The organism is Sphingobacterium sp. JUb20, from assembly GCF_004342035.1.
Taxonomy (GTDB): domain Bacteria; phylum Bacteroidota; class Bacteroidia; order Sphingobacteriales; family Sphingobacteriaceae; genus Sphingobacterium; species Sphingobacterium anhuiense.
In genome coordinates this window covers 271,550-294,110 of sequence record NZ_SLYV01000010.1, presented here as the reverse complement: position 1 = coordinate 294,110, position 22,561 = coordinate 271,550, and the positions used below count along the sequence as shown (strand labels likewise).

General features: G+C 36.5%; 15 protein-coding genes. 9 read left to right on the top strand and 6 right to left on the bottom strand.

What is annotated here, in order from left to right; all coding sequences use genetic code 11:
• Positions 1-992 precede the first annotated feature (992 nt).
• From ccoN to EDF66_RS18240, 6 genes are read left to right on the top strand one after another with little or no spacing between them, the layout of a single operon-like run.
• Positions 993-3,131 carry a cytochrome-c oxidase, cbb3-type subunit I gene (gene ccoN / locus EDF66_RS18265; RefSeq protein WP_132844110.1) on the top strand — a complete coding sequence of 713 codons (2,139 nt, stop codon included), beginning with the start codon at positions 993-995 and terminating at the stop codon, positions 3,129-3,131.
• Between the two features lie 11 nt (positions 3,132-3,142).
• Positions 3,143-3,334: a hypothetical protein gene (locus EDF66_RS18260; protein ID WP_021188306.1), complete on the top strand. Its 192-nt coding sequence runs from the start codon at positions 3,143-3,145 to the stop codon at positions 3,332-3,334.
• A 2-nt stretch (positions 3,335-3,336) separates the two neighbouring features.
• Entirely contained in the window at positions 3,337-4,206 is an 870-nt protein-coding gene (locus EDF66_RS18255) for a cbb3-type cytochrome c oxidase N-terminal domain-containing protein (protein ID WP_021188307.1), read from the top strand.
• 11 nt (positions 4,207-4,217) lie between these two features.
• Positions 4,218-5,600, top strand: a complete 1,383-nt coding sequence (ccoG, locus tag EDF66_RS18250; protein ID WP_132844108.1) for a cytochrome c oxidase accessory protein CcoG — start codon at positions 4,218-4,220, stop codon at positions 5,598-5,600.
• 33 nt (positions 5,601-5,633) lie between these two features.
• Positions 5,634-6,056 carry a FixH family protein gene (locus EDF66_RS18245; RefSeq protein ID WP_021188309.1) on the top strand — a complete coding sequence of 141 codons (423 nt, stop codon included), beginning with the start codon at positions 5,634-5,636 and terminating at the stop codon, positions 6,054-6,056.
• A 1-nt stretch (position 6,057) separates the two neighbouring features.
• Complete coding sequence (locus EDF66_RS18240) at positions 6,058-6,756, top strand: sulfite exporter TauE/SafE family protein (protein WP_132844106.1); 699 nt, start codon at positions 6,058-6,060, stop codon at positions 6,754-6,756.
• Here EDF66_RS18240 and EDF66_RS18235 read toward each other — a convergent pair.
• The 3 genes from EDF66_RS18235 to EDF66_RS18225 are packed head-to-tail and all read right to left on the bottom strand — an operon-like array spanning position 6,749 to position 12,565.
• A complete protein-coding gene (locus tag EDF66_RS18235; RefSeq protein ID WP_132772066.1) occupies positions 6,749-8,203 on the bottom strand; it encodes an efflux transporter outer membrane subunit in 1,455 nt (484 codons plus the stop codon). The two genes, EDF66_RS18240 and EDF66_RS18235, sit on opposite strands and share 8 nt — an antisense overlap.
• Positions 8,204-8,213: 10 nt before the next feature.
• Positions 8,214-11,369 carry an efflux RND transporter permease subunit gene (locus EDF66_RS18230; RefSeq protein WP_132772065.1) on the bottom strand — a complete coding sequence of 1,052 codons (3,156 nt, stop codon included), beginning with the start codon at positions 11,367-11,369 and terminating at the stop codon, positions 8,214-8,216.
• Between the two features lie 35 nt (positions 11,370-11,404).
• On the bottom strand, positions 11,405-12,565 hold the full coding sequence (locus EDF66_RS18225) for an efflux RND transporter periplasmic adaptor subunit (protein ID WP_132844104.1): 1,161 nt from the start codon (positions 12,563-12,565) through the stop codon (positions 11,405-11,407).
• Positions 12,566-12,804: 239 nt separating this feature from the next.
• Between EDF66_RS18225 and cls the strand changes: the two genes are divergently transcribed.
• Positions 12,805-14,292, top strand: a complete 1,488-nt coding sequence (cls, locus tag EDF66_RS18220; RefSeq protein ID WP_021188698.1) for a cardiolipin synthase — start codon at positions 12,805-12,807, stop codon at positions 14,290-14,292.
• Positions 14,293-14,383: 91 nt separating this feature from the next.
• Positions 14,384-17,110: a carboxypeptidase regulatory-like domain-containing protein gene (locus tag EDF66_RS18215; RefSeq protein ID WP_132844103.1), complete on the top strand. Its 2,727-nt coding sequence runs from the start codon at positions 14,384-14,386 to the stop codon at positions 17,108-17,110.
• A gap of 57 nt (positions 17,111-17,167) precedes the next feature.
• Here the strand turns inward: EDF66_RS18215 and EDF66_RS18210 are convergent, their stop codons facing one another.
• Positions 17,168-18,169, bottom strand: coding sequence for a YihY/virulence factor BrkB family protein (locus EDF66_RS18210; protein ID WP_021188696.1), 1,002 nt, complete (start codon positions 18,167-18,169; stop codon positions 17,168-17,170).
• Between the two features lie 69 nt (positions 18,170-18,238).
• Complete coding sequence (locus EDF66_RS18205; protein WP_132844101.1) at positions 18,239-20,005, bottom strand: AMP-dependent synthetase/ligase; 1,767 nt, start codon at positions 20,003-20,005, stop codon at positions 18,239-18,241.
• A 190-nt stretch (positions 20,006-20,195) separates the two neighbouring features.
• Between EDF66_RS18205 and EDF66_RS18200 the strand changes: the two genes are divergently transcribed.
• Positions 20,196-20,696 (top strand): hypothetical protein, encoded by a 501-nt coding sequence (locus tag EDF66_RS18200; protein WP_132844099.1) that lies wholly within the window; start codon positions 20,196-20,198, stop codon positions 20,694-20,696.
• 58 nt (positions 20,697-20,754) lie between these two features.
• Here EDF66_RS18200 and EDF66_RS18195 read toward each other — a convergent pair whose 3' ends face one another.
• Positions 20,755-22,488 (bottom strand): M61 family metallopeptidase, encoded by a 1,734-nt coding sequence (locus tag EDF66_RS18195; RefSeq protein ID WP_132844098.1) that lies wholly within the window; start codon positions 22,486-22,488, stop codon positions 20,755-20,757.
• Between the last annotated feature and the right edge of the window lie 73 nt (positions 22,489-22,561).

The following is a 22,561-nucleotide window of genomic DNA, read 5'->3' as shown; positions in this document are numbered from 1 at the left end:
GTATTGCCGTAACAGGTGGGAGAGTAGGTCGGTGCCTTTTTTTATACAGAAGCCTTTGCTATACAGCAGAGGCTTTTTTGTGTTTGTACCTTTTTTATGCTGTGAACAGGGCTATTCCTGTTCTTTCGGCAGCTTTATATGACACCGCACTTTTTCATTGATTATTGCATAAATATTATCTGTTGCTCAGTTATTGGATTTTTCATTTCTGCTATGGGCTATTAGCTGCTTTGTATTAGGTTCAGTACTTTTTGTCCATATTGACACTTGCTGGTCATGACATTGAGGCCCTAGTTTATAATAATTGTACTCTTAAATCTAGTTTATCTCACGTTATAAGAATACTGGTATTAAACCATTTCTTCTTTTTTTATTATAGATCGGTAATCCTCGACGTCTACTTATATAAACACTTTCCTTACTTTACAAAATAGTGTACAGTATTTATATTAAATCGCTGTAAAAGATATTATATTTTTTAAAAATTTGGATATGGCCACTCATTCAGTTTGCTTATTTATCAACATTATTTTATTAAACTAATTGTTTGAAATAAGCAAAACTGGTCTGTAATTACTATTTCATTAATAAGAGAAGTGGTTTTTGCTTATGAGGCCTATCCTAATTATATCTTTGATATTTTCAGTGTTACTAATTATAGGTAAATATAAAGTAGTATTTGATGTGTTTTATAGTAAGGAGAAATTTTTGTTATGTGACCTAATGAAACAAGTATCTTGATGGTAGCCATTTTTTTTCCATAAACTCTTTATTATTAGTAATTTTTCGAACCAACTCCACCTATTTTTTATACTAAATAACCATACAAGCTGCATTACTATTTGTAAAAAGTAGTTGAAACTCATCATTTATGTTAAAACATTATTAATGTGATATAAATGTGTGACGAATGTTATTTTTTTTGGTTATCGCCATCATTCTAATGTCATAAAACAAGCTCTACTTTTGGTAAGGAAATCAATAATATAAGTATGCAGTTAGAGCAGTTTAATTATGACAATAAGATTGTCAGAAATTTCGGTATCGCTACCATTATTTGGGGGATAGTTGGTATGTCCATTGGACTACTTGTAGCTACTCAACTGGTGTGGCCTGCGATGAATTTTGGGATTCAATTTTCCACTTTTGGTCGGATCAGACCTGTACATACAAATGCAATAATCTTTGCATTTGTCGGAAATGCTATTTTTATGGGTGTTTATTATTCGCTACAACGTGTTTTAAGAGCGCGGATGTTCAGTGATATGCTCAGTAAAATTCATTTTTGGGGTTGGCAATTGGTGATTGTTGCGTCAGCAATTACATTACCACTTGGATTGACGACAAGCCATGAATATGCTGAGATGGAGTGGCCCATTGACCTTGGTATCACCTTAATTTGGGTGGTCTTTGGTATTAATATGTTTGGAACAATTATAAAACGTAGAGAGCGACATATGTATGTAGCAGTTTGGTTTTATATTGCAACGTTTGTTACCGTAGCAGTTCTCCATATTGTAAATTCTGTTCAATTACCGGTATCAGGTTGGAAAAGTTACTATGTTTACTCTGGTGTACAAGATGCTTTAGTACAATGGTGGTATGGTCATAATGCAGTTGCATTTTTCTTAACTACACCATTTTTAGGTATGATGTATTATTTCTTACCTAAAATGGCAAATCGCCCGGTATATTCTTATAAATTGAGTATTCTTCACTTCTGGTCATTGATCTTCATATATATCTGGGCTGGCCCGCATCACTTACTTTATACTGCTCTTCCAGGATGGGTTCAATCATTGGGTGTTGCATTTTCAATTATGTTAATTGCTCCAAGCTGGGGTGGTATGATCAATGGTCTGCTTACGCTACGTGGTGCATGGGATAAAGTACGAACAGAACCTGTGTTGAAATTTATGGTTGTTGCCTTGACTTGTTATGGTATGGCGACATTTGAAGGACCAATGCTATCGCTGAAACAAGTAAACGCAATTGCCCATTTTACGGATTGGATAGTGGCTCACGTACACGTTGGTGCTCTAGGATGGAATGGCTTTATGACTTTCGCGATTCTTTATTGGTTGATTCCTCGCATTTATAGAACTGAATTGTACTCTAAAAAAATGGCATCTGCTCACTTTTGGATCGGTACATTAGGAATTTTATTTTATGCAATTCCGATGTATTGGGCAGCTGTTGTGCAAGGGTTAATGTGGAAAGAATTTACACCAGAAGGTGTTTTGAAATATCCTAACTTCCTTGCGACTACATTGGAAATTATTCCAATGCATATGATGCGTGCTGTCGGTGGTGCTCTATATTTAAGTGGTGCTATTTTGATGACATACAATTTGGTAAAAACAATGCGTCAAGGTAAGTTATTGGCTAATGAGCCCGCGCAAGCACCTGCATTATTGCCTGTAACGACCAATGAGCAATCTACACATAGACGTTTAGAACGTAAACCTATTATGTTTATGGTGCTGGCTTTAATTGCTATTTTGATCGGTGGAATCGTGGAAATGATTCCAACATTTACAATATCTTCTAATATTCCAACAATTGCAAGTGTTAAGCCATATACTGCATTGGAATTACAAGGACGTGATCTGTATATCCGTGAAGGCTGTGTGAATTGTCATACGCAATCGATACGTCCTTTCCGCTCAGAGACTGCACGCTACGGGGAATATAGTAAAGCAGGTGAATATGTGTATGATCATCCATTCTTATGGGGCTCTAAACGAACAGGTCCTGACTTGCATCGTATAGGCGGGAAGTATCCTAATAAGTGGCATTTTGACCATTTACTTGATCCAACGATAACATCTCCTGGTAGTATTATGCCGACGTATCCTTGGCTAATTGATCAAGAATTGGATAATTCTTTATTGACCGCAAAATTGGAAGCAATGAAAACATTGGGTGTCCCTTATACGGATAAGGACATAGCACAAGCACAGGCTTCTTTGGATAAGCAAGCGCAAGAGATTGCGGCGGATTTGAAAAAGAACCAAGTTCATGTTTTACCAAACCGTGAAATCATAGCCATGATTGCTTATCTACAGCGATTGGGTACGGATATTAAAGCTGAACCAAAAGCTAAGGAAATAGTTGATGAACTAAATTAAAATAGAAGATTATGTTCAAACAAATAACAAATTTAAATGGTAGCGAGCTGTATTTGATCGCTTCATTATGGATATTTTTAGTATTCTTCATTATCGTAGGAATTATGTTGTTCAGAATGAATAAAGAACATATTACCTATATGAAGGAGCTTCCATTTCAAGAGGATGATATTAACAAAGGTGAATCATCAGATAGTCTATAAATATGAGTTTATTTTTAAATACAACAGTTGTAAATGCAGAAACTTGGAGCATAAGTTCTGGTAATATATATCAGAATATTTTAATCATCGTACTCGTTGTAGTCATGCTTGCTTTATTGGCTTCGGCATTGATGGTGAACAAGGCGATGCGCTCAATTTTGCGTATCACGATGCCTGAGATTTTAAAAGAGGAGCAAGTTACTAAAATTAGAAAAAAAGAGTCACGTAAGGCTTCCTGGAATAAATTGCTAGGGCTACGTCCTATTTCGGAAGAGAAGGATTTAATCATTGATCACGAATATGACGGTATTAAGGAATTAGATAATCCAATTCCAATTTGGTTCAATGCTTTATTCTATTCGACAATGACTTTTGCGGTTGTTTATATCTTAATTTATCATGTTTTTGGCTGGGGTCTAAATCAAAATCAAGAATATGCTCAGGAGATGGAGAAGGCTGAAATCGCAAAACAAGAATACCTAGCGCAAGCGGCTAATTTGATCGATGAATCTAGTGTGGTATACGATGAATCAAAAGTTGCAGCCGGTCATGCTGTTTTTCAAGCAAATTGTGTTGCTTGTCATGGTGGAGCTGGTGAAGGCGGAATAGGTCCTAATTTGGCTGATAGATTCTGGTTACATGGTGGGGAGATCAAGGATATTTTTAAAACGGTTAAGTATGGTGTTCCTGATAAGGGGATGGTGCCTTGGGAACAGACTTTGACTCCGGGACAGATTGCGGAGGTGAGTAGCTACATTATTTCGATCCGTGATACTAAGCCTGCAAATCCTAAGGAACCTCAAGGTACTGAGGTTACATACGCAACGGCTGATGCTAAAGCAACAACCGCCGATTCTACAAAAGTTCAATAAAAAAAGTATTTATGAAAGCAGTAGCAACAAATCTTCCTGACAACCAGAGTAATAAAACAAAACGAGCCTGGATATATGCAAAGAAACCTTCGGGGCAATTGTATGCAATAAGGCAATGGGTCGGGTATGGGTTGCTGCTGTTTTTATTCGGAGCTCCTTTTATTAAAATTGGAGGTGAGCCATTATTGATGTTTAATATTCTTGATCGAAAATTCAGTATTTTGGGAAGTATTTTTTATCCTCAAGATTTGCACATTTTTGTTTTCGGAATGCTTATCGTGATGGTTTGTGTCGTTCTATTTACAGTTGTTTTTGGCCGCATCTGGTGTGGCTGGACTTGTCCACAGACAATTTTTATGGAACTGATATTTCGTAAAATAGAATACTGGATTGAGGGGGACTGGCAACAGCAGAGAAAATTGAATGAAGGACCTAATACGGATGAGAAAAAGTTAAAAAAGGTATTAAAGCATAGTATATTTCTATTGATTTCATTTTTAATATCTAATATTTTTTTATCCTATATAATTGGTGTTGATGCACTTTATAAAATTGTAACCGACCCAATTGACCAACATTTAGGGGGGCTTTTAGCCATTACGATATTTACATTTGTTTTCTACGCAGTGTTTGCACATATCAGAGAAATAGTCTGTACAACAATATGTCCGTATGGACGGTTGCAAGGGGTATTGTTAGATGATCAAAGCATAACAGTTGCTTACGATCACCGCCGTGGTGAGCCACGGGGAAAACAGAAAAAAGATGTAGAACAAGTAAAAGGAGATTGTATTGATTGCCAGTTATGTGTCCATGTCTGCCCTACAGGGATAGATATTCGAAATGGTCTGCAGATGGAGTGTGTCAGCTGTACTGCTTGTGTTGATGCTTGTGATGCCGTGATGGACAAAATAGGTAAGCCGAAAAAACTTATTGGTTTTTATACCATGGGTGAGATTCAAGGAACTATAACCAAAAGAAGCAATACTCGAGCTATTGCGTATTCTGTTGTATTGGTTGCATTAGTTTCTGTCTTTGTTTCGCTTATATTGATGCGATCTGATGTAGGTGCAACTTTGTTAAGGGCCAAAGGAAGTTCTTATCAATTACGAGATGATCATACAATCAGTAATTTGTATTCATTGGAGTTAGTGAATAAAAGTAGTGCTGAAATGCCTTTTACACTCGTGCCTCAAGATGAAAAACTAAAAATACAAGTTGTAAATCCGATCAAATCGTTGACAAAAGGAGGATCGGCTTCTTTAAGCTTTTTTCTCATCATCAATAAAGATGATGTAAAACGCTATAAAGAAGATGTGAAAGTTGATGTATATTCGGGAGATCGAAAAATAGAAACCTTAAAAACGACCTTCATTGCTCCTCCGGGGATGTGATAAAGGAAGGGTTAAATTATAAAGAGATAAAGGATGAATTGGGGTACTAAAATATTTTTAAGCTTGGGTATATTTATGCTCTGTATCATAGGTGCTGGGATTTATATGGTCAGTCATGATACAGATACATTAGAAGATACAGATTATTATGAGCAAGGTCTAAATTATGATCAGGTTTATAATAAGAAATCAAATGTTGCCAAGCATAAAGCTGAACCTGTTATTAAAATTAATCATGATACTTTGTATATTCAGTTTGCCACTGTTGCAAATAGCGGTAATCTGATCTTTAAACGTCCTTCGGATCGCAGTATCGATTTGCAGTTACCATTTGAAACAAATACAGGTGTATATCAGTTACCGATTTCCACTTTAAAAAAAGGAGCGTGGAATCTGGAAATTGTTTGGAAGAGTGAAGGTTTAGAGTTTTTGACAGATCAGCAACTGCATTTATAAGATGAGTTACCAATATTTTGCTTTTTTTATGGGTTTGTTTGGCAGTGTACACTGTGCGGTGATGTGTGGTCCTTTGCTTTTTGCTGTGCAGGGTAATCATGAACTGACCTGGAAAATAGCGTTCAATAAGATATTATATCAGATAGGGCGGATATTGACCTATGGTGTTTATGGTCTTGCACTTGGTATGATTGGTAGAATTGCATCGATCCAGGGATGGCAAATGGGATTGAGCATTTTAACGGGATTGATACTACTTGTTATAGGTTTAGTGCAATTATTTAAATTTAAAAACCAGGATTTTATAAAATTGCAGACACGTTTGGTTCAACCGATAGCTAAACTTATGGGACGTTGGTTATACCGTCCAGGTGGAAGTTTTTTTGCGGGTGTATTGAATGGTATTTTACCTTGTGGCATGCTGTATATGGCCGCAGCTGCAGCAATGAATACAGAATCAAGTTTAACAAGTTTCTATTTTATGGTCATGTTCGGTTTGGGAACATTGCCACTGTTATTAATCTTCTCTTTTTTAGGCAACTTTATTCGGACATATTTTAAAATGAATTTTTCGAAATGGTTACCTTTTCTCTATATCTTGATGGGAATCTGGTTTCTGTTGCGTGGAGCAAATTTAGATATTCCTTATTTAAGTCCATTGCTCCATGTCGACGGAGCAATGAACTGTCATATTATTTAGTTTCTGCCCATCCACCTCCTAGGGATTTGTATAGTTCAACGAATGAATCCAGCTGGGATTGCTTTATGGAAACGAGGTTAAGTTCGGATGTCAAGGCATTGGATTGCGCTGTAATAACTTCGAGATAGGTTGCATATCCAGATTTAAACAATAAACTAGCATTTTTTACTGCCAAATGAGAATTTGCGACTCGGGCTTCTGCGAGTACCAATTGCTCTTTTAATTTCGCAAGTGATGTGAAGCTATTGGATACTTCGTTGACCGAACGTAATACTGTTTTCTGTAAGTTGATCTCTGCTTTTTCACGTTCTAATTTTGACACTTCAAAAGCTGTCTTTAGTTTTTTGTTTTTAAATATGGGAGTTGTAATATTTCCCAATGCGGAACCTAGCAATGATCCTGGAATATTAAACCAATTTTCAGGCAACATGGAGTTTAGACCCAGTGTACCTCCGAGCGTCAATGAAGGGTAGCGTAAAGCTTGATTAATATTAACTTGTGCATTTGATGCGATTAAACTTAATTCTGCTTCACGGATATCTGGTCTGTTGCGGATCAGATCTATAGGAGATCCCATTGAGATCTTAGATTCATCAATTAAATACTGTAGACTTTTGCCCCGTTCAATTTTATCGGGCATTCTACCGGTCAATTCTAAAAGTGAATTTTCTTGAATCTGTATTTCTTGTTCCAACTGCGGAACTAGTGATGCTGCGAGCAATCTTTGGGATTGCGTTTGCTGAATGGCTAATGAGGTGATTTCTCCGGCATCAAACTGTAATTGAATCATACGTAAAGTGCTATCATTGAGTTGTACATTACGTAAGGCCACTTCAATCTGAGCATCTAGCTTTAAAAGATTGAAATAACCCTTAGCAATATTTGCAATCAGACTAGTTTGAATCGCTTTTTTTGCTTCTGCAGTACCTAAATAGTTAGCGAGTGCTTCTTCTTTCTGGGCAGATATTTTACCCCATATATCAATTTCCCAACTGAGGTTTAATTCCGTTAAATACTGAGATTGGGTTCTAAAAAGATTATTTTTTGCTTCTTTACCATTATAGATTTTGGAAGCAGGTCCTGCGTAATAATTTTTGGAACGCCATTCTTGGCCTACACCTGCAATCGTTGCATCCAATTCTGGCAGATAACCTGCTTTAGCCTGCGTTAATTGACGATTTGCGATTTGAATATTCAAGATAGCACTACGCATATCATAGTTATTTGCCAATCCGGCATCAATTAGTTTTATCAGGCTTGAATCTCTAAAGAAATCGCGCCAATTGACATAGGCGAGTGCCCCTACACTATCTTGATAGGTCGAATCTGCACGGTATTGATCTGGAAGATTATATTTTGGAGCAGTATAGCGTTGTCCAACTTTACAGGAAGAGAACAGAAGTAAGATAGCCCCGAATAGGAAGATATGGCGATTGATAAGATTCATGTGTATCGGACTAATTTGATTTGAATTTAATTTTTAAACGTTCATCTAAGGTTTTGAAGATGATATAAAGTACTGGGATAATAAAGATCCCGAGCAATACACCGAAAAGCATACCACCAGCGGCACCAAAACTAATGGAATGATTTCCTTTTGCTGATGGTCCTGATGACCACATAAGGGGTATTAATCCTGCTACAAATGCAAATGACGTCATAAGGATAGGACGCAGACGTAATTTGGCTCCTGCAATAGCAGAGTCGTAAATGCTCAAACCTTTGTTTCTTTCCTGTACGGCAAATTCAATAATCAGAATGGCATTTTTGGCAAGCAACCCAATCAGCATGATGACACCAACCTGTACATAAATGTTATTTTCTAATCCTACGAGTAAGATGGTCGCATAAACGCCTACTAACCCAACTGGAATGGATAACAGAACGGCCCAAGGTAAGATGTAGCTTTCATATTGTGCCGATAATAGAAAGTATACAAAAACAATACTCATGATGAAAATCAGTATAGTTTGGGAACCTGATTCCGATTCTTCTAAGCTCATACCGGTCCATTCATAACTGTAGTTTCCAGGTAATTTTTCCAAAGCTAATTTCTCTATCGCCTTCATGGCATCGCCTGTACTGTACCCTTCATTTGGATTGGCATTAATGGTAATTGCATTGTACAGATTATAACGAGTGATGGTTTCCGGTCCCACTACCTTTTTTAAGGTAAGTAATGTACTGATGGGGACCATCTCGTTGTTTTTGTTTCTGACAAAAATGGATTTAAAGGATTCGGGATCTGTTCGGTAATCGTAATCTGCCTGAATGTATACACGATATTGTCTGCCGAAACGACTAAAATCGCCGGCCTGTACACGGCCGTAGTAAGCTCGTATGGTAGACATCAAGGATTTAATATCGACTCCCAATGATTTTGCTTTAACAGCATCGATATCCACTTCATATTGTGGGAAGTTTGCTTTAAAGGAAGTGTATGCACTTTTAACTTCTGGTAATTGATTGATTTCATTGATGAAGTTGTCTGCAATACTGCTAAAATCCAAGATCTCTCCCCCTAATTTATCTTCTAAAACCAGCTGTATACCTGCGAAATCCCCAAAACCTTGAACAGTGGGACGAGGAAAGACATTGAAAGTGGCTTCATTGATTACTGATAAGTCCTGACGGATCGAATCCATAAAGGCTTCAATATCTTTAATTTTTTCTCTTTTATCGTAGCTTTTTAGGTTAATGTAACCAACTGCATATGCAGGACTTGTACTTCCATCTAATGCATTAAATCCTGAGATGGTGGTCATTCCTGCAATATCTGGATTTCTTTTTTGAAGAATACTATCTGCTTGTTTTAAAACTTCTGTAGTTCTTGCTAGTGAAGCACCTGGTTGCATGGCCAGCGAATAGGTCACAAAACTATCGTCTTCCGTAGGGATAAAACTTTTGGGTGCTAAAAGTAATAAGGTAAATCCGATTGCTGAAATACCGATCAATCCTGTAATGGCAATCTTCTTATTTCGGATCAGATATTTAACACCGACAATGTAGCGTGAGGTTAAGCTATCAAATGAGGTGTTAAAGGCCGTGAAGAAGCGCTTTTTATATGCGGTAAATTTATTTTTTTCTTTCTGATCCGTCTGATCTTCATGTTCGGGTGCTTTTAGAATCAAGGCACATAAGGCCGGACTTAAAGTCAAGGCGGTTAGAGCAGAAATCAAAATTGCTGTTGCCAGGGTATAAGCAAATTGACGATAGAATATACCTGCTGGTCCCTCCATAAAACCGACCGGAATAAATACGGCCGCCATGACTAAGGTAATGGATACAATGGCTCCGGAGATTTCGGACATTGTAGAAAGCGTTGCCTCCCTGGCTTTCATACCTGTCTCATGCATTTTTAAGTGAATGGCTTCGACGACGACAATGGCATCATCAACAACAATACCTATCGATAGTACCAATGCAAACATGGTGAGCACATTGAGTGAGAAACCAAATAAATTGAGAAAGAAAAAGGTACCTATGAGGGAGACTGGAATTGCAATCGCTGGAATTATAGTTGATCTAAAATCCTGTAAAAAGATAAAAACAATAATAAATACCAAAATAAATGCTTCAAATAAAGTATGTTTTACTTGAGAGATCGATGCGTCAATCTGATCTCTTACAGAGTAGGAAACTTCATATTTAATACCTTCTGGAAAAGTTTTGGATAACTCTTCCAATACTTTACGCACTTCGATATCAATATCGTGGGCATTGGAACCTGATGTCTGTGTGATATTTAAGGTTAATCCGGGTTTTCCATTTACTTTATTGTCCGAACCTAAGTTAGAAGAGCCAAACTCTATACGGGCTAAGTCTCGTAAATATAATACGGAACCATCTTCATTTGTTTTTATAACAATGTTTTCAAATTCCTCGGGTTGACTGAATCGTCCTTTATGCTTAATTACGGTTTCAAATACCTCATCGGATGTTTCGCCAAATTTTCCGGGAGCAATTTCGAAATTCTGATCTTTAATGGCAGTTATGACATCGTCAGGAACTAGATTAAACAAAGCTAGCTTTTCAGGATTCAACCACATACGCATGGAGTAATCACGTGCTCCAACACGAGAAACTTGGGCAATGCCATCAACACGAAGTAATGGCCGGATGATATTGATTTGGGAATAGGCTTGAAGAAAAGTTTCATCAAACATACTTTCTTTGGAATCTGCAAAGAGGTTGATGGTCATGATTACCCCAGATTGACGAGGCATTACCGTGATACCGGCTTCATTGACTTCTGAAGGAATAGAACCTATTGCTTTCGATATTCTGGTTTGGACATTTACAGAAGCTATATCTGGATTAATACCTGTTTTAAAGAACACCTGAACAGATCCTGAGCCGGAATTACTGGCCGTTGAACGGATGTAAGTCATATCTTCTACACCATTTACGGCTTCTTCAATTGGAAGGAGAACAGATTTAGCAACGGTTTCGGCATTCGCGCCAGGGTAACTTAATGAAACGACCACAGACGGAGGAGCTATTTCTGGGAAACGGGATACAGGTAACATTTTTAGCCCCACAGCTCCTAATACTACTAAGAGCATGGAGACAACGGTAGCCAATACGGGTTTATTAACAAATGTTTTTAGCATTTATAGTGCGTTTAATTAAAAATTGGAAAAGTATTTTATTGGGTCTTGTTGATCGGAATGATGGTAGCTCCTTCCGAAATCTTGTCGAAACCGGACATTAAAATTCTGTCTCCTACAGCTAACCCTTCTGAGATGATATAGTTCGAATTGGATTTACCCTCAATTTTGATAGACCTGCGGTGAACCGTATTTTTGTTATCAACAACGTATACAAAGGTTTTATCTTGTAGCTCCGATGTTGATACTTGTGGGATTTGTATCACTCCTTTTTGCGTTTCCACAAATTTTAATGTACCGGTACTACCTGTACGTAATATATTGTCAGTATTTGGGAAAGTGGCACGTAAAGAAATTGCACCAGTGGTTCTATTTACTTGACCATTTACGGCATCAACTCTTCCTTTTTGACTGTAGGCTTCTCCGTCTGCAAGTACCAATGATACTTCTGGAAAAGCAAGTTTTCGGATTTTTCCATCCGATTTGTAGGATTCATCTTGCTGGTCTTGTTTTGCTTGTTTCTTTGTGAAATATAAGAAATCGGATTCGCTCATCGAAAAATATACATAGACTTCTTGCACATCGGATAGTACGGTAAGAGACTGGGAATCATTTTTAGTCACTAAATTTCCTACGCGTTTGGGAATACGGCCTATATAACCTGAAACAGGTGCTTTGATTGTTGTAAACTGTTTGTCTATATCGGCTGAACGTACCGCCGCGGATGCCTGCTGTAAGGATGCTTTTGCGACATCATATTCTGATTGCGCAGATTTTAAGCGTACTTCTGAAATGACCTCATTTTCTACTAAAGGACGGAGACGCTCTACTTCTAAACGTGCATTCTGTAATTTTGCTTTGGCTACATTTTCTGTCGCGACCATATTATTTAATATCTCATCATAGGCTGAGGCATTAATTTTAAATAATTTTTGATCAGCTTTCACAAAATCACCCTCATCGACATATATTTCTTCTAAAATCCCTTCAACTTGTGGGCGGATCTCAACATTGACTTTTCCTTCAATCGTACCAATATAATCTTTTATTGTATTCGCAGAACTTGTATCAATTGAGTATATTGGTAGTGCAATAGCGTTGTTTTTTTTGTCTAATTCTTTGGTTTTACCCGAGTTACAGCTAAAAAAGAGTATTCCGGTCGAGGCAAGGGCTAGGGTAAAAAGTGCGATTTTATTCATAAATATTATTTAGAGTTAATTGTTAATTAACTTTTGACTTTTAGATTATTATACATTAATACATAAATGTTGCCAATAAGTTCTGTATAGTATGATTTAACATTTGTTAACAAAATAAATTGATCAGATTTGACTTCATTTAGAGATACTTTATTTCCAAATGTATCTGATATGTTACAAATGTTAACGTTTGATAGGGCTATTTGTTACTTATAAGATTAAAATAAGTTGATTTTTATATGCAAAACTTCTTTAATGAGATTGAAATAGATTGGAACCAATTGTGGCAATGGCTATTAAATTGGTATTGGCTTCCCTTATTTGTGTTATATTTTGGGGTAATAAGTACAATACTGATTGAAAATAGGAATCCAACGAAGACGATTTCATGGGTAATGGTTATTGTATTTCTTCCAGGTATTGGATTGGTTCTATATTATCTATTCGGACAAAAATTTAGAAAAGTTAGGCGACTGCAACATATTAATCGCGAGCAGAACACAAAACTGTTAGCAGCATGGCAGGAAAGTTTAATACGAATGGACGAGCAACTGGAAACAATTCATGAAAAAATAGGAACTTTATCCCGCGTTTTTGACTATCTGAAAAACCAAAAATTATCGTTTTTCTCTTTAAATAATAGGGTCGAATTGTTTATCAATGGCGAGGAGAAATTTCCAGTTTTATTAAAAAGACTTCGAGAAGCAAAACATTCCATACACCTGGAATACTATATTTTTGAATTGGACAATATTGGTCGTCAGGTGCTTGAAATTTTGGAAGAAAAGGCAAAAGCGGGGGTAAAAGTGCGACTGATACTGGATAGTTTTGGTTCTCCTGATGTGATCAAATATTTAGTTAAAAATCCACCTGGTTATCCTTTTGTTGCATTTTTACCAGTCAATTTTACTTCTTTAGCAAATAGTAATTATCGAAATCACAGAAAGATTGTCGTGATTGATTGTCAATATGGTTTTGTGGGGGGAATTAATATTTCTGATCGATATATCAATACTCCGGATCAGATTGATTATTGGAGAGATACTGCAATGGCTGTAGAAGGGATAGCAGTTAATAATCTGCAGATCCAATTTTGGAACAGTTGGAATCAAACTGAAGGTGAACCCTTTTTATTGACTGATGAATATTTAAATTTTAGTGTACCGCACATTCCTGAGCGTGCCGCTGTTGCATTTTCTTCTAGTGATCCGGGGTCACTTGGTCCTTTTAATATGGAAGCTATCATATTGGCGATCAATGATGCGAAGGAAAGCATTCAATTGTGTACGCCTTATTTTATACCGAGTGAGCAGTTATCTACGGCTTTAGAGATAGCTGTTTCCTCTGGGGTAAGAGTGGAGCTGATGCTCCCAGAGAAAGCCGATTCTTATATTGTACAACATGCTTCTTTTTCCTTTTTGAAGCCTCTTTTGCAACGTGGTGTGCAGGTTTATCTGTATAAGAAAGGTTTTATCCATGCTAAGACAGTATGTATTGATGGTCAATTGGCTTTCGTAGGGACTGTAAACCTTGATATGCGGAGTTTCTACATCAATTATGAAATAGCAAGTATTGTTTCTGATGAGGCTTATTGTAAACGTCTTGAAAATCAATTTGAAATCGATAAGGAGGCGTCTGATCTGATTACTTTGTACATCTGGGCACATCGAAAAAAATGGAAAAGGGGTATTGATTCTTTATGCCGGCTTTTGGCACCTTTATTATAGCCTAAAAAATGTTAAAAACTTGTGATACTTCCGATATCTAATTAAAATTGAATATATTTATCTATTCTATTTTAATTACCAATAGTATTAGATGAAGTATATAAAATTATTGACGCTTACGATGGGAGTTTGTGGAGTAAAGCATGCCGTTGCCCAGACAACCGAAGCTACACTACCTATCAATACAATAGTCGAAAGAGTACAAAAGTTATTTCAAGTATTTCCTGTTGAAAAAGTGCATCTTCACTTTGATAAACCATATTATGCGATAGGTGATACGTTGTGGTTTAACAGTTACTTATCACGCAATCTTGCGGAGTATGAACCGAGTAAGGTTACATATGTTGAGATTCTTAATAGCAGAGATTCGCTGATTCAAACGTTAAGGATTCCGTTGGATAAGGGAGTGGGAGATGGTTATCTTGTTTTAGATCCGCAGTACCTGGCTCAGGACAATTATCGATTTCGAGCGTACACGAAATGGATGGGTAACTTTTCATCGGATTATTTTTATAATAAAGTGGTTCCTATTGGAGATGCTATTAGTAAAAAACTAATCACGGATATTACATTTGTTAACAATGATCAGAATGCTGCTAAAAGTCAGGCTGTTATTCAATTTAGAGATGCTGTTGGTAAGCTATTGATTAATTCGAAAGTGAATTGGTCTATGATTTCTGGATGGGAAACCATTGCTGATGGCAAAGGTGAAACGGATAATATGGGTAAGGTCACTGTCAATTTAAGTGCTAAAGATAAAGAAATCCTGAAAAAGGCATATCTAGAAGTCTCACTTCAAGAGAATAAGAACGACAAGCCACTAAAGAGTACATTTTCCTTAAAAAATGCCTTGTGGGATGCCGATGTTCAATTCTTTCCTGAAGGGGGTGATCTATTAGCTGGAATCGCTAAAAACGTTGCTTTTAAGGCTGTTTCTGCCGATGGAAAAGGTATTGCTGTTAAAGGCCGTATCTTGGACGGTAAAGGAAAACAAGTCGCAGAATTTTCAGATTTAGGCTTAGGTATGGGATTTTTTAGTCTTTTACCTCTCCCAAATGAAAAATATGTAGCCTCGATTACATTTGCTAATGGTCAGGAACGAAAGTTTAAATTGCCGGAAGTGGTTCAGAATAAAGCGAATGTTGTTTTTGTAAAACAAGATGAAACAAATCTGAATATGGCGATTGTGACGAGTGAAGAAGATTTTGCTAAAAATCCAAATCAATCGTTCTATGTGCTGGTACAATCAAACGGTCATCTCGTATATGCGGCACAGGCGAACTTGAAAAGTGCAACAGCATTGATTACTATTCCGAAGGAACGTCTTCCTAATGGTATTGCTCAAGTAACTTTGATGACTTCCGCAGGTAAGGTGATCAGTGAACGTCTTACTTTTGTTAAAAGTGAGAAACTACTGGATATCAATTTAGCGGTCAATAAGGAACAGTTTAAAGCGAAGGAAAAGGTTAATCTGAAACTTTCTGTACTTAATAATGGTAAAAAATACCCGGGTAGTTATTCCATTTCTGTTATTGATGAATCTAAAGTTCCTTATGATGATAATCAGGATTTATCAATTGTCAGTAATTTCTTGTTGACTTCTGATCTGAAGGGATATATTGAAAGTCCAAATACGTATTTTGATGAAAAGAATGTGAATCGCGATAAAGCATTGGATGCTTTATTAATGACACAAGGATTCCGTCGATTTGATTATCAAGACCTGGTGGCTGAGAAACTTCCTGTACTATCATTTATGCCTGAACAGGGAATTGAGATTGGTGGAACGTTAAGACTGAACACGGGTAGAACTGTGCCGAATGGGGGCTTACTCTTATCTATTCCTTCTAAGAGTATTCGTAAAGATACTTATACAGATGATAAAGGGCGTTTCCTATTTAAAGATCTTGTATTTACAGATTCTTCAAAAGTTACTGTTAATGCCCGGGGAAATGATAATTACCGCAGTATGGTGATTAATATGGATCAGACTTATTTTCCGGAGATTGATAAAAACAATGCTTATAAGAATAATTTTGTCATGAATATTGATCGGGCAATGGTTCCGTATCTAGAAAATAGCAAAAAGGAATATCGTAAATCTATTCTTTTGGATGAGGTCGCGGTTACTGGTGTGCAGAAAAAGGTGATCACCAACAGAGATTTTCCTTCCATTTCAGGATTGTCGATGCCTGAACATCGTATTGATGCAGAGCGTTTATCAGGATGTAATGTATTGACGATGTGTCTGAACACATTGTTGACTGGTATTACTTACGATTCGCAGACGCAGAAATACTATGTTACACGATCTTATAATAGTGGAAGTCGGGTGCCCGTTCAATTTTTCTTAAATGGAATGGCAATCGATGAACCAGGATTAAATAGTATTAATGTTCCGGATATTGAAGGAATTGAGATTTTCCTAAAGGATGACCTCGGAACTGTTTCCAGAATGTACCAGAATAATGGGGTTGTGTCTATCTATACGAAGAAAGTAGAGAAAAAACCTAGAATGTCATTGACGGAAATTGAAAAATTATTACCAAAATCAAATGTGATTGATCTGTTTCCTTTGGGTTATATAAAAGAAAGAAAGTTTTATGAGCCAAAATATGAAACACCAGAAAGTAAAGCTATGAATGATTTGAGGACAACAATTTATTGGAATCCAAAAGTTAAGGTTACTGAAACGGGTGAGGCTGCTTTAGAATTCTATAATGCTGATGGAAATGGACAATATAAAGTCATTGTGGAAGGTATGGATGAAACAGGTAATGTGGGTCGAAAAGTGATTCGTTATAACGTTACTCCATAAGGAAGTAATCAATATTATTTTAGAAGGGTGCATTTTGTTATAAAGTGCACCCTTTTTTTATTTTAGAACATGAAGAATTTCTCCTTCTTTGGAATCGGCTTCTTCGCCAACTTTTTTAATGCGTTCTGTCTGTTCGATAACAACAGCGAATGAGGAAGGTTCAATACCGCCACCTAATTTTTGAGCATAGAACTTAGTAAATTCAGCGCCAAAATATAAAATTGCTGCAGAGTAGTATATCCACAATAACATAACGATGATTGAACCTGCGGCGCCGTACAAACTTGCTGTAGAGGATAAAGTCAAGTATAGTGATATAAAATAGCGACCTAACATGAATAATAAAGCTGTGAAGATTGCTCCACCAAGTATATCTTTAAATTTCACCTTTGCATCTGGCAAAAATGAAAATATGAAGCCAAAGAGCGTCGTGATAATGATAAACGTGACACTGGTATTGATCCAGTCAATTAATGTAATCGGGATAAAAGGAAAATATTGTAGCACAAGATTTGTAACTGCTGCAATGACGCCATTGATCATTAATGAAGCGATAAGAAGGAAACCTAATGCAATAATAATCGAGAAGGAGATGAGCCTGTTAATGATTAATTTTAACCAGCCTTTTTTTGGTTTGGGTTTCACTTTCCAGATTTGATTAATAGAATCCTGAATGTCGACAAATATCGTTGTAGCACTAATAATAAGGGTTACAATACCAATAGTAATTCCTAAATTAGATTTATTTTCAAAGTTTATTTTTTCGATAAAGGATTGAATTTGTTTTGTAACATCTGCTCCGAATAAGACCATTAGCTCATCAAAAACTTCCTTCTGTCCAGTAGTTTCTTTACTCAAATGCTGTCCATAAAAGAAACCGATACACCAGATCACGATCATCAATAATGGACCAATAGAAAACACCGTGTAGTAGGCTAATGATGCACTTTTTTTCATGCAGTTGTCGTCCATAAAGCCATTAAAGGCATCATAAACTAATCTTAAAACTTGTTTCCAGTAGGTAGGGGTCAATAAATCTTTAAAGTATACTTCTTTCATAATATGATGGCGGATAAACAAATTTTATTTCAAAAATACCCTCTATTTTTTAGATAGAGGGTATTTTTTCTAATTTTCCTGATAGAGCTTCTCAATTTTCTCATCAAACTCTTTGAGAATGACTTTTCTTTTTAAGCTTAATTTTGGTGTTAACTGACCATCGTTGATGGTCCATTCTTTAGGAAGTAAGATAATTTTTTTGACTTTTTCCCAGTGACCGAATTCTGTAGATAACCTGTCGATTTCTTGATTATATTTTTCGATTACTTTTTGATTTGTAACGATCTCTTCTTTGGAACCTACAGGAATGCCTTTATGTTTCATCCATTTTTCGATTTCTTCAAAAGCGGGAACGATTAAAGCTGATGGAAATTTTCTATTTTCTCCCACGACCATAATTTGTGCAATGAGGGTAGATTCCATTAGTTTTGTTTCAATAGGCTGTGGTGCGATGTACTTGCCACCTGCTGTTTTGAACATTTCTTTTTTGCGGTCTGTAATTTTCAGAAATCCATCAGTCGATATTTCGCCAATATCGCCTGTTTTGAAGAATCCGTTTTCATCAAATGATTCTTTTGTTGCTTCATCATTTTTGTAATAGCCAGAGGTGACACTTGGTCCTTTTACTAAGATCTCTCCATCTTGAGCTATTTTTACTTCTAAATTTTTCAGAGGCCGACCAACTGTTCCGAATTTGATACCCGTGTCAAAAAATGTGTTGACTGCTATAACTGGAGATGTTTCGGTTAGACCATACCCTTCTAATACTTTCATATCAGAAGCCCAGAATACACGCGCTAATCTTTCCTGAAGAGCTGCACCACCAGAAACAATAATTTTTATATTACCACCAAGGGCTTCTTTCCATTTTGAAAAGATTAATTTTCGAGCAATGGCTAATTGAAAATTGTACCAAGCGCTGTTTTTTGTTGGCTCTTGGTAACGAAGGCCAAGGTTTAATGCCCACATGAACAGTGATTTCTTGATTCCAGTTAAGTCTTTTCCTTTCGCAACGATTTTATCATATACTTTTTCGAGTACCCGCGGTACAGTGGTAAAAAGATCCGGTTTAACTTCGTTGATATCCACAACAACATTGTCCAGTGTTTCACAAAAATAGATCTCTATACCTTTTGAATAATACATGTATACAACCATCCGTTCAAAAATATGACATAAGGGTAAAAAGCTGATCGCTTTTTTAAAATCGGGTCTTATGAGATGGTAGCAGGCGAGTACATTACTTAAAATATTTTTATGGGATAAGTATACTCCTTTCGGTTTACCGGTGGTACCTGATGTGTAGATTAACGTGAGTAGATCATCTTCCTGTATAGCGTCATTGTAAGGCTTTAGATCTGTATCCAATGTGTCACCAATTTGATATAAGGATTCTAGATCTTTATGATGATCAGTCTTCTCAAAAGTATAGAGCGGAATTGTTAATTGATGATCTTTTAATGCTGTGTCAACACGTGCAGCAAGCTCGGCATTACTGACGAATATCAATTTAGCTTCTGCATCATTGACAATATAGGATAGGTCCTGTGGAGCTAATGTAGGATACAGCGGTACAAGTGCAATACCCAATTGATTACAGGCAAAATCAATGATACTCCATTCAGGGCGGTTTCCGGACATCAGGGCAACTCGATCTCCTTTTATTAAGCCGATACTTAGTAGCGCTCTGCTGAGACTATTTATTTTATCAATGAATTCACTGGTCAAGTAGGTTTTCCAACGACCATTTTTATCGCGTCCAGCAATAATCGTTTTATCGGAGAACTCGGATTTATAATTTGTGATGAGGTCAAAAATTCTACTTTGTTGTGCCATAATGAAATATTTAAAATATTTGCTTAATTGGTTTATTACTAAGTATTCAAATACAATCTAATATATGAAAAATGTTTTGATGTACATTTTTTATATTTAAAATTGTTAATAACAATTTAGTATTTGCGTCGTTTAATTATTGATATTAACTTTGAACGAATAAATTGAAAAACAAATAGGCACGTTAAATATGAAAAAATTATCTTGGATCTTTGGAGTGACAGTTGGCTTATTGGGCGTATCGAACGAAGCTTCCGCGCAATTAGATTCAAAAGGGGCAATTGGGGCTCGTTTTGGTTCTGCTCAGGGAATTACCTATAGACATACACTTTCAAATGACCGAGCTTTCGAAGGGCTTTTGAGTATTCAGAGCAACTCAAATTATAGACGTTTTAGAGTCGTTGGATTGTACGAATATTATAGGCCTATATCAGGTGGTTTTAATTGGTATTATGGATTTGGTGGTGGCCTGGGGTCTTATAAGGAAAAAGACAAAACGATTGATGGAAAACGTGTTGAATATGATTCGGAGCTGGCGCTTAGTATTGATGGAATTATAGGGATTGAATATAATATTCCTGAAACTCCTTTCCAGGTTTCTTTGGATGTTAAACCTTATTTTGATTTCTTGCAATCGAGTACTATTAAGCTTATAGATCCAATCGGTTTTTCATTTCGATATAAATTTTAGATATCCTCTAATAAAACAAAAAAGGTCACTTGATAAATCGAGTGACCTTTTTGCATTTTTATGATAACCAGAATTCTGCTAATTGTTTTTGCTCTTCCGATTGTTCTTTGAGGGGTTGTATACGGAATAATTTTTTATTGGCCGCCCGTATCTCAATTTTCAGTTCTTTTATAATACCATCTCTTGCTATTAAAATATCTAATATATCTCCTTCATTGCTATGCTGCATAAAATAGTCGTATTCTTTATCTTTGAGGTCGAGTCTGATGCCATTGATGGCTATTAATTCATCACGGACATTTAATCCTCCATCCCAAGCTCCTGAACCTCGTTCTACTGCAGTAACGGTTTGGATCCCATCATTTTTTTGATGACTTATTCCAATTCCTAAAGTTTTGCTTTCGGCATTAATGTCTATGATCTCATAACCTACTAGCTTGAAATATGCATTATAGTCAAGTTCACCATTTTCGTGTGCAGCTTTGAAGATATCGGAAACGGATGTACCTGTAAATTCTTCTACGAGTCGCTGAAATTCATCTTCTTCAAAACCCCTGTTCTGATCTAAATAGAAATGGTTATATGCTTCTTTTAATACATGATCTAATTTTTTTGTTCCTTTTGAAGCTGCTATAATTTTTAAATCCAGCAACACCGTGAGCATAGCTCCTTTATTATAATAGGATATACTTGAATTAGGTGAGTTTTCATCTTGTCTATAATATTTGATCCAGGCATCAAAGCTTGCTTCTGCGGCTGATTGTATGTGATGTCCAGGACGATTCAGTACTGTTGTGAAATCATTTGCTAGTAGATTCAGATATTCTAGTTCTGAGAAGAAACCACATCTTTTGATGATCAGGTTATCGTAGTATGAGGTAAAGCCCTCCATAATCCACAGCCCCGTGGTGTAATTTTCCTGATCATAGTTAAATGGTCCCAATGCTTTGGGACGAAGTCGTTTAACATTCCATAAATGGAAATACTCATGGGCAATTAGGCTGAGGTATGTCTTGTACGATCCTTCGTTACTATATGCTGTCCTTGATGCTCCCAGTACGGTCGAATTGAGATGTTCTAATCCTCCGCCTCCGGATTGGTAGTTATGGGTAATGAAGACGTATCTTTTATTGGGGTTAGAACCCCAGATGCGGGTTTCTTCTTCGACTATTTTTTTGACATCGGCACTTAATCGTTCTTTGTCATAAGTACCACCACCTACCATGGCAAATTCATGCTCTACGTTGGAAGCTTGAATGGTCCAAATATCTTGATTACCGACTTCAAAGGGTGAATCGTAAAGAATATCAAAATCGGGTGCATAAAAAGTATGCGTATCGATTTGTTCAAGACCTGTTGAAATACTGCTCCAGTTTTCAGCGGGTCTGATGGTAACAGTTACTGGGCTGTCAATGTTGCTGTCTATATGTAAAAAGGTTGCAGTCGGTACTATAAAGGCATGCTCGTCATTGATAAAATTAGTACGTACGGATGTTTCAAAACCATAGATATGGTAGTTGATAACAATTGAGCTTTTATTTTTGGTAAATATACGCCAAGTATTTTTGCTTATTTTTTCATATGCTACTTGATCTTCAACAGAGAATCGTTCTACTTGTTTAGAATATTCACGTACTAGGTAGGATCCTGGGGACCAAACGGGCATTTTAACATCAATAAAATCAGACTGAATTTCTTTGATGGACATTTTTACGGCTGCGTAATGTGCTTGAGGCTCACTAAAGGAAACATCAAAATGTATTTTTGACGTATAATTACTTTTTTCAATCATTTTAAAGCGTTAAATAACTGATAGCTATACCAGTTCAAAATTTATTTGTGGTATGCAAAAGTACAAGGTTATG

What these genes read in the sequence shown, in the direction of transcription:
- ccoN (WP_132844110.1), top strand. Translation starts at nt 993, where the DNA reads ATGCAGTTAGAGCAGTTTAATTATGACAATAAGATTGTCAGAAATTTC.
- EDF66_RS18260 (WP_021188306.1), top strand. Translation starts at nt 3,143, where the DNA reads ATGTTCAAACAAATAACAAATTTAAATGGTAGCGAGCTGTATTTGATC.
- EDF66_RS18255 (WP_021188307.1), top strand. Translation starts at nt 3,337, where the DNA reads ATGAGTTTATTTTTAAATACAACAGTTGTAAATGCAGAAACTTGGAGC.
- ccoG (WP_132844108.1), top strand. Translation starts at nt 4,218, where the DNA reads ATGAAAGCAGTAGCAACAAATCTTCCTGACAACCAGAGTAATAAAACA.
- EDF66_RS18245 (WP_021188309.1), top strand. Translation starts at nt 5,634, where the DNA reads ATGAATTGGGGTACTAAAATATTTTTAAGCTTGGGTATATTTATGCTC.
- EDF66_RS18240 (WP_132844106.1), top strand. Translation starts at nt 6,058, where the DNA reads ATGAGTTACCAATATTTTGCTTTTTTTATGGGTTTGTTTGGCAGTGTA.
- EDF66_RS18235 (WP_132772066.1), bottom strand. Translation starts at nt 8,203, where the DNA reads ATGAATCTTATCAATCGCCATATCTTCCTATTCGGGGCTATCTTACTT.
- EDF66_RS18230 (WP_132772065.1), bottom strand. Translation starts at nt 11,369, where the DNA reads ATGCTAAAAACATTTGTTAATAAACCCGTATTGGCTACCGTTGTCTCC.
- EDF66_RS18225 (WP_132844104.1), bottom strand. Translation starts at nt 12,565, where the DNA reads ATGAATAAAATCGCACTTTTTACCCTAGCCCTTGCCTCGACCGGAATA.
- cls (WP_021188698.1), top strand. Translation starts at nt 12,805, where the DNA reads ATGCAAAACTTCTTTAATGAGATTGAAATAGATTGGAACCAATTGTGG.
- EDF66_RS18215 (WP_132844103.1), top strand. Translation starts at nt 14,384, where the DNA reads ATGAAGTATATAAAATTATTGACGCTTACGATGGGAGTTTGTGGAGTA.
- EDF66_RS18210 (WP_021188696.1), bottom strand. Translation starts at nt 18,169, where the DNA reads ATGAAAGAAGTATACTTTAAAGATTTATTGACCCCTACCTACTGGAAA.
- EDF66_RS18205 (WP_132844101.1), bottom strand. Translation starts at nt 20,005, where the DNA reads ATGGCACAACAAAGTAGAATTTTTGACCTCATCACAAATTATAAATCC.
- EDF66_RS18200 (WP_132844099.1), top strand. Translation starts at nt 20,196, where the DNA reads ATGAAAAAATTATCTTGGATCTTTGGAGTGACAGTTGGCTTATTGGGC.
- EDF66_RS18195 (WP_132844098.1), bottom strand. Translation starts at nt 22,488, where the DNA reads ATGATTGAAAAAAGTAATTATACGTCAAAAATACATTTTGATGTTTCC.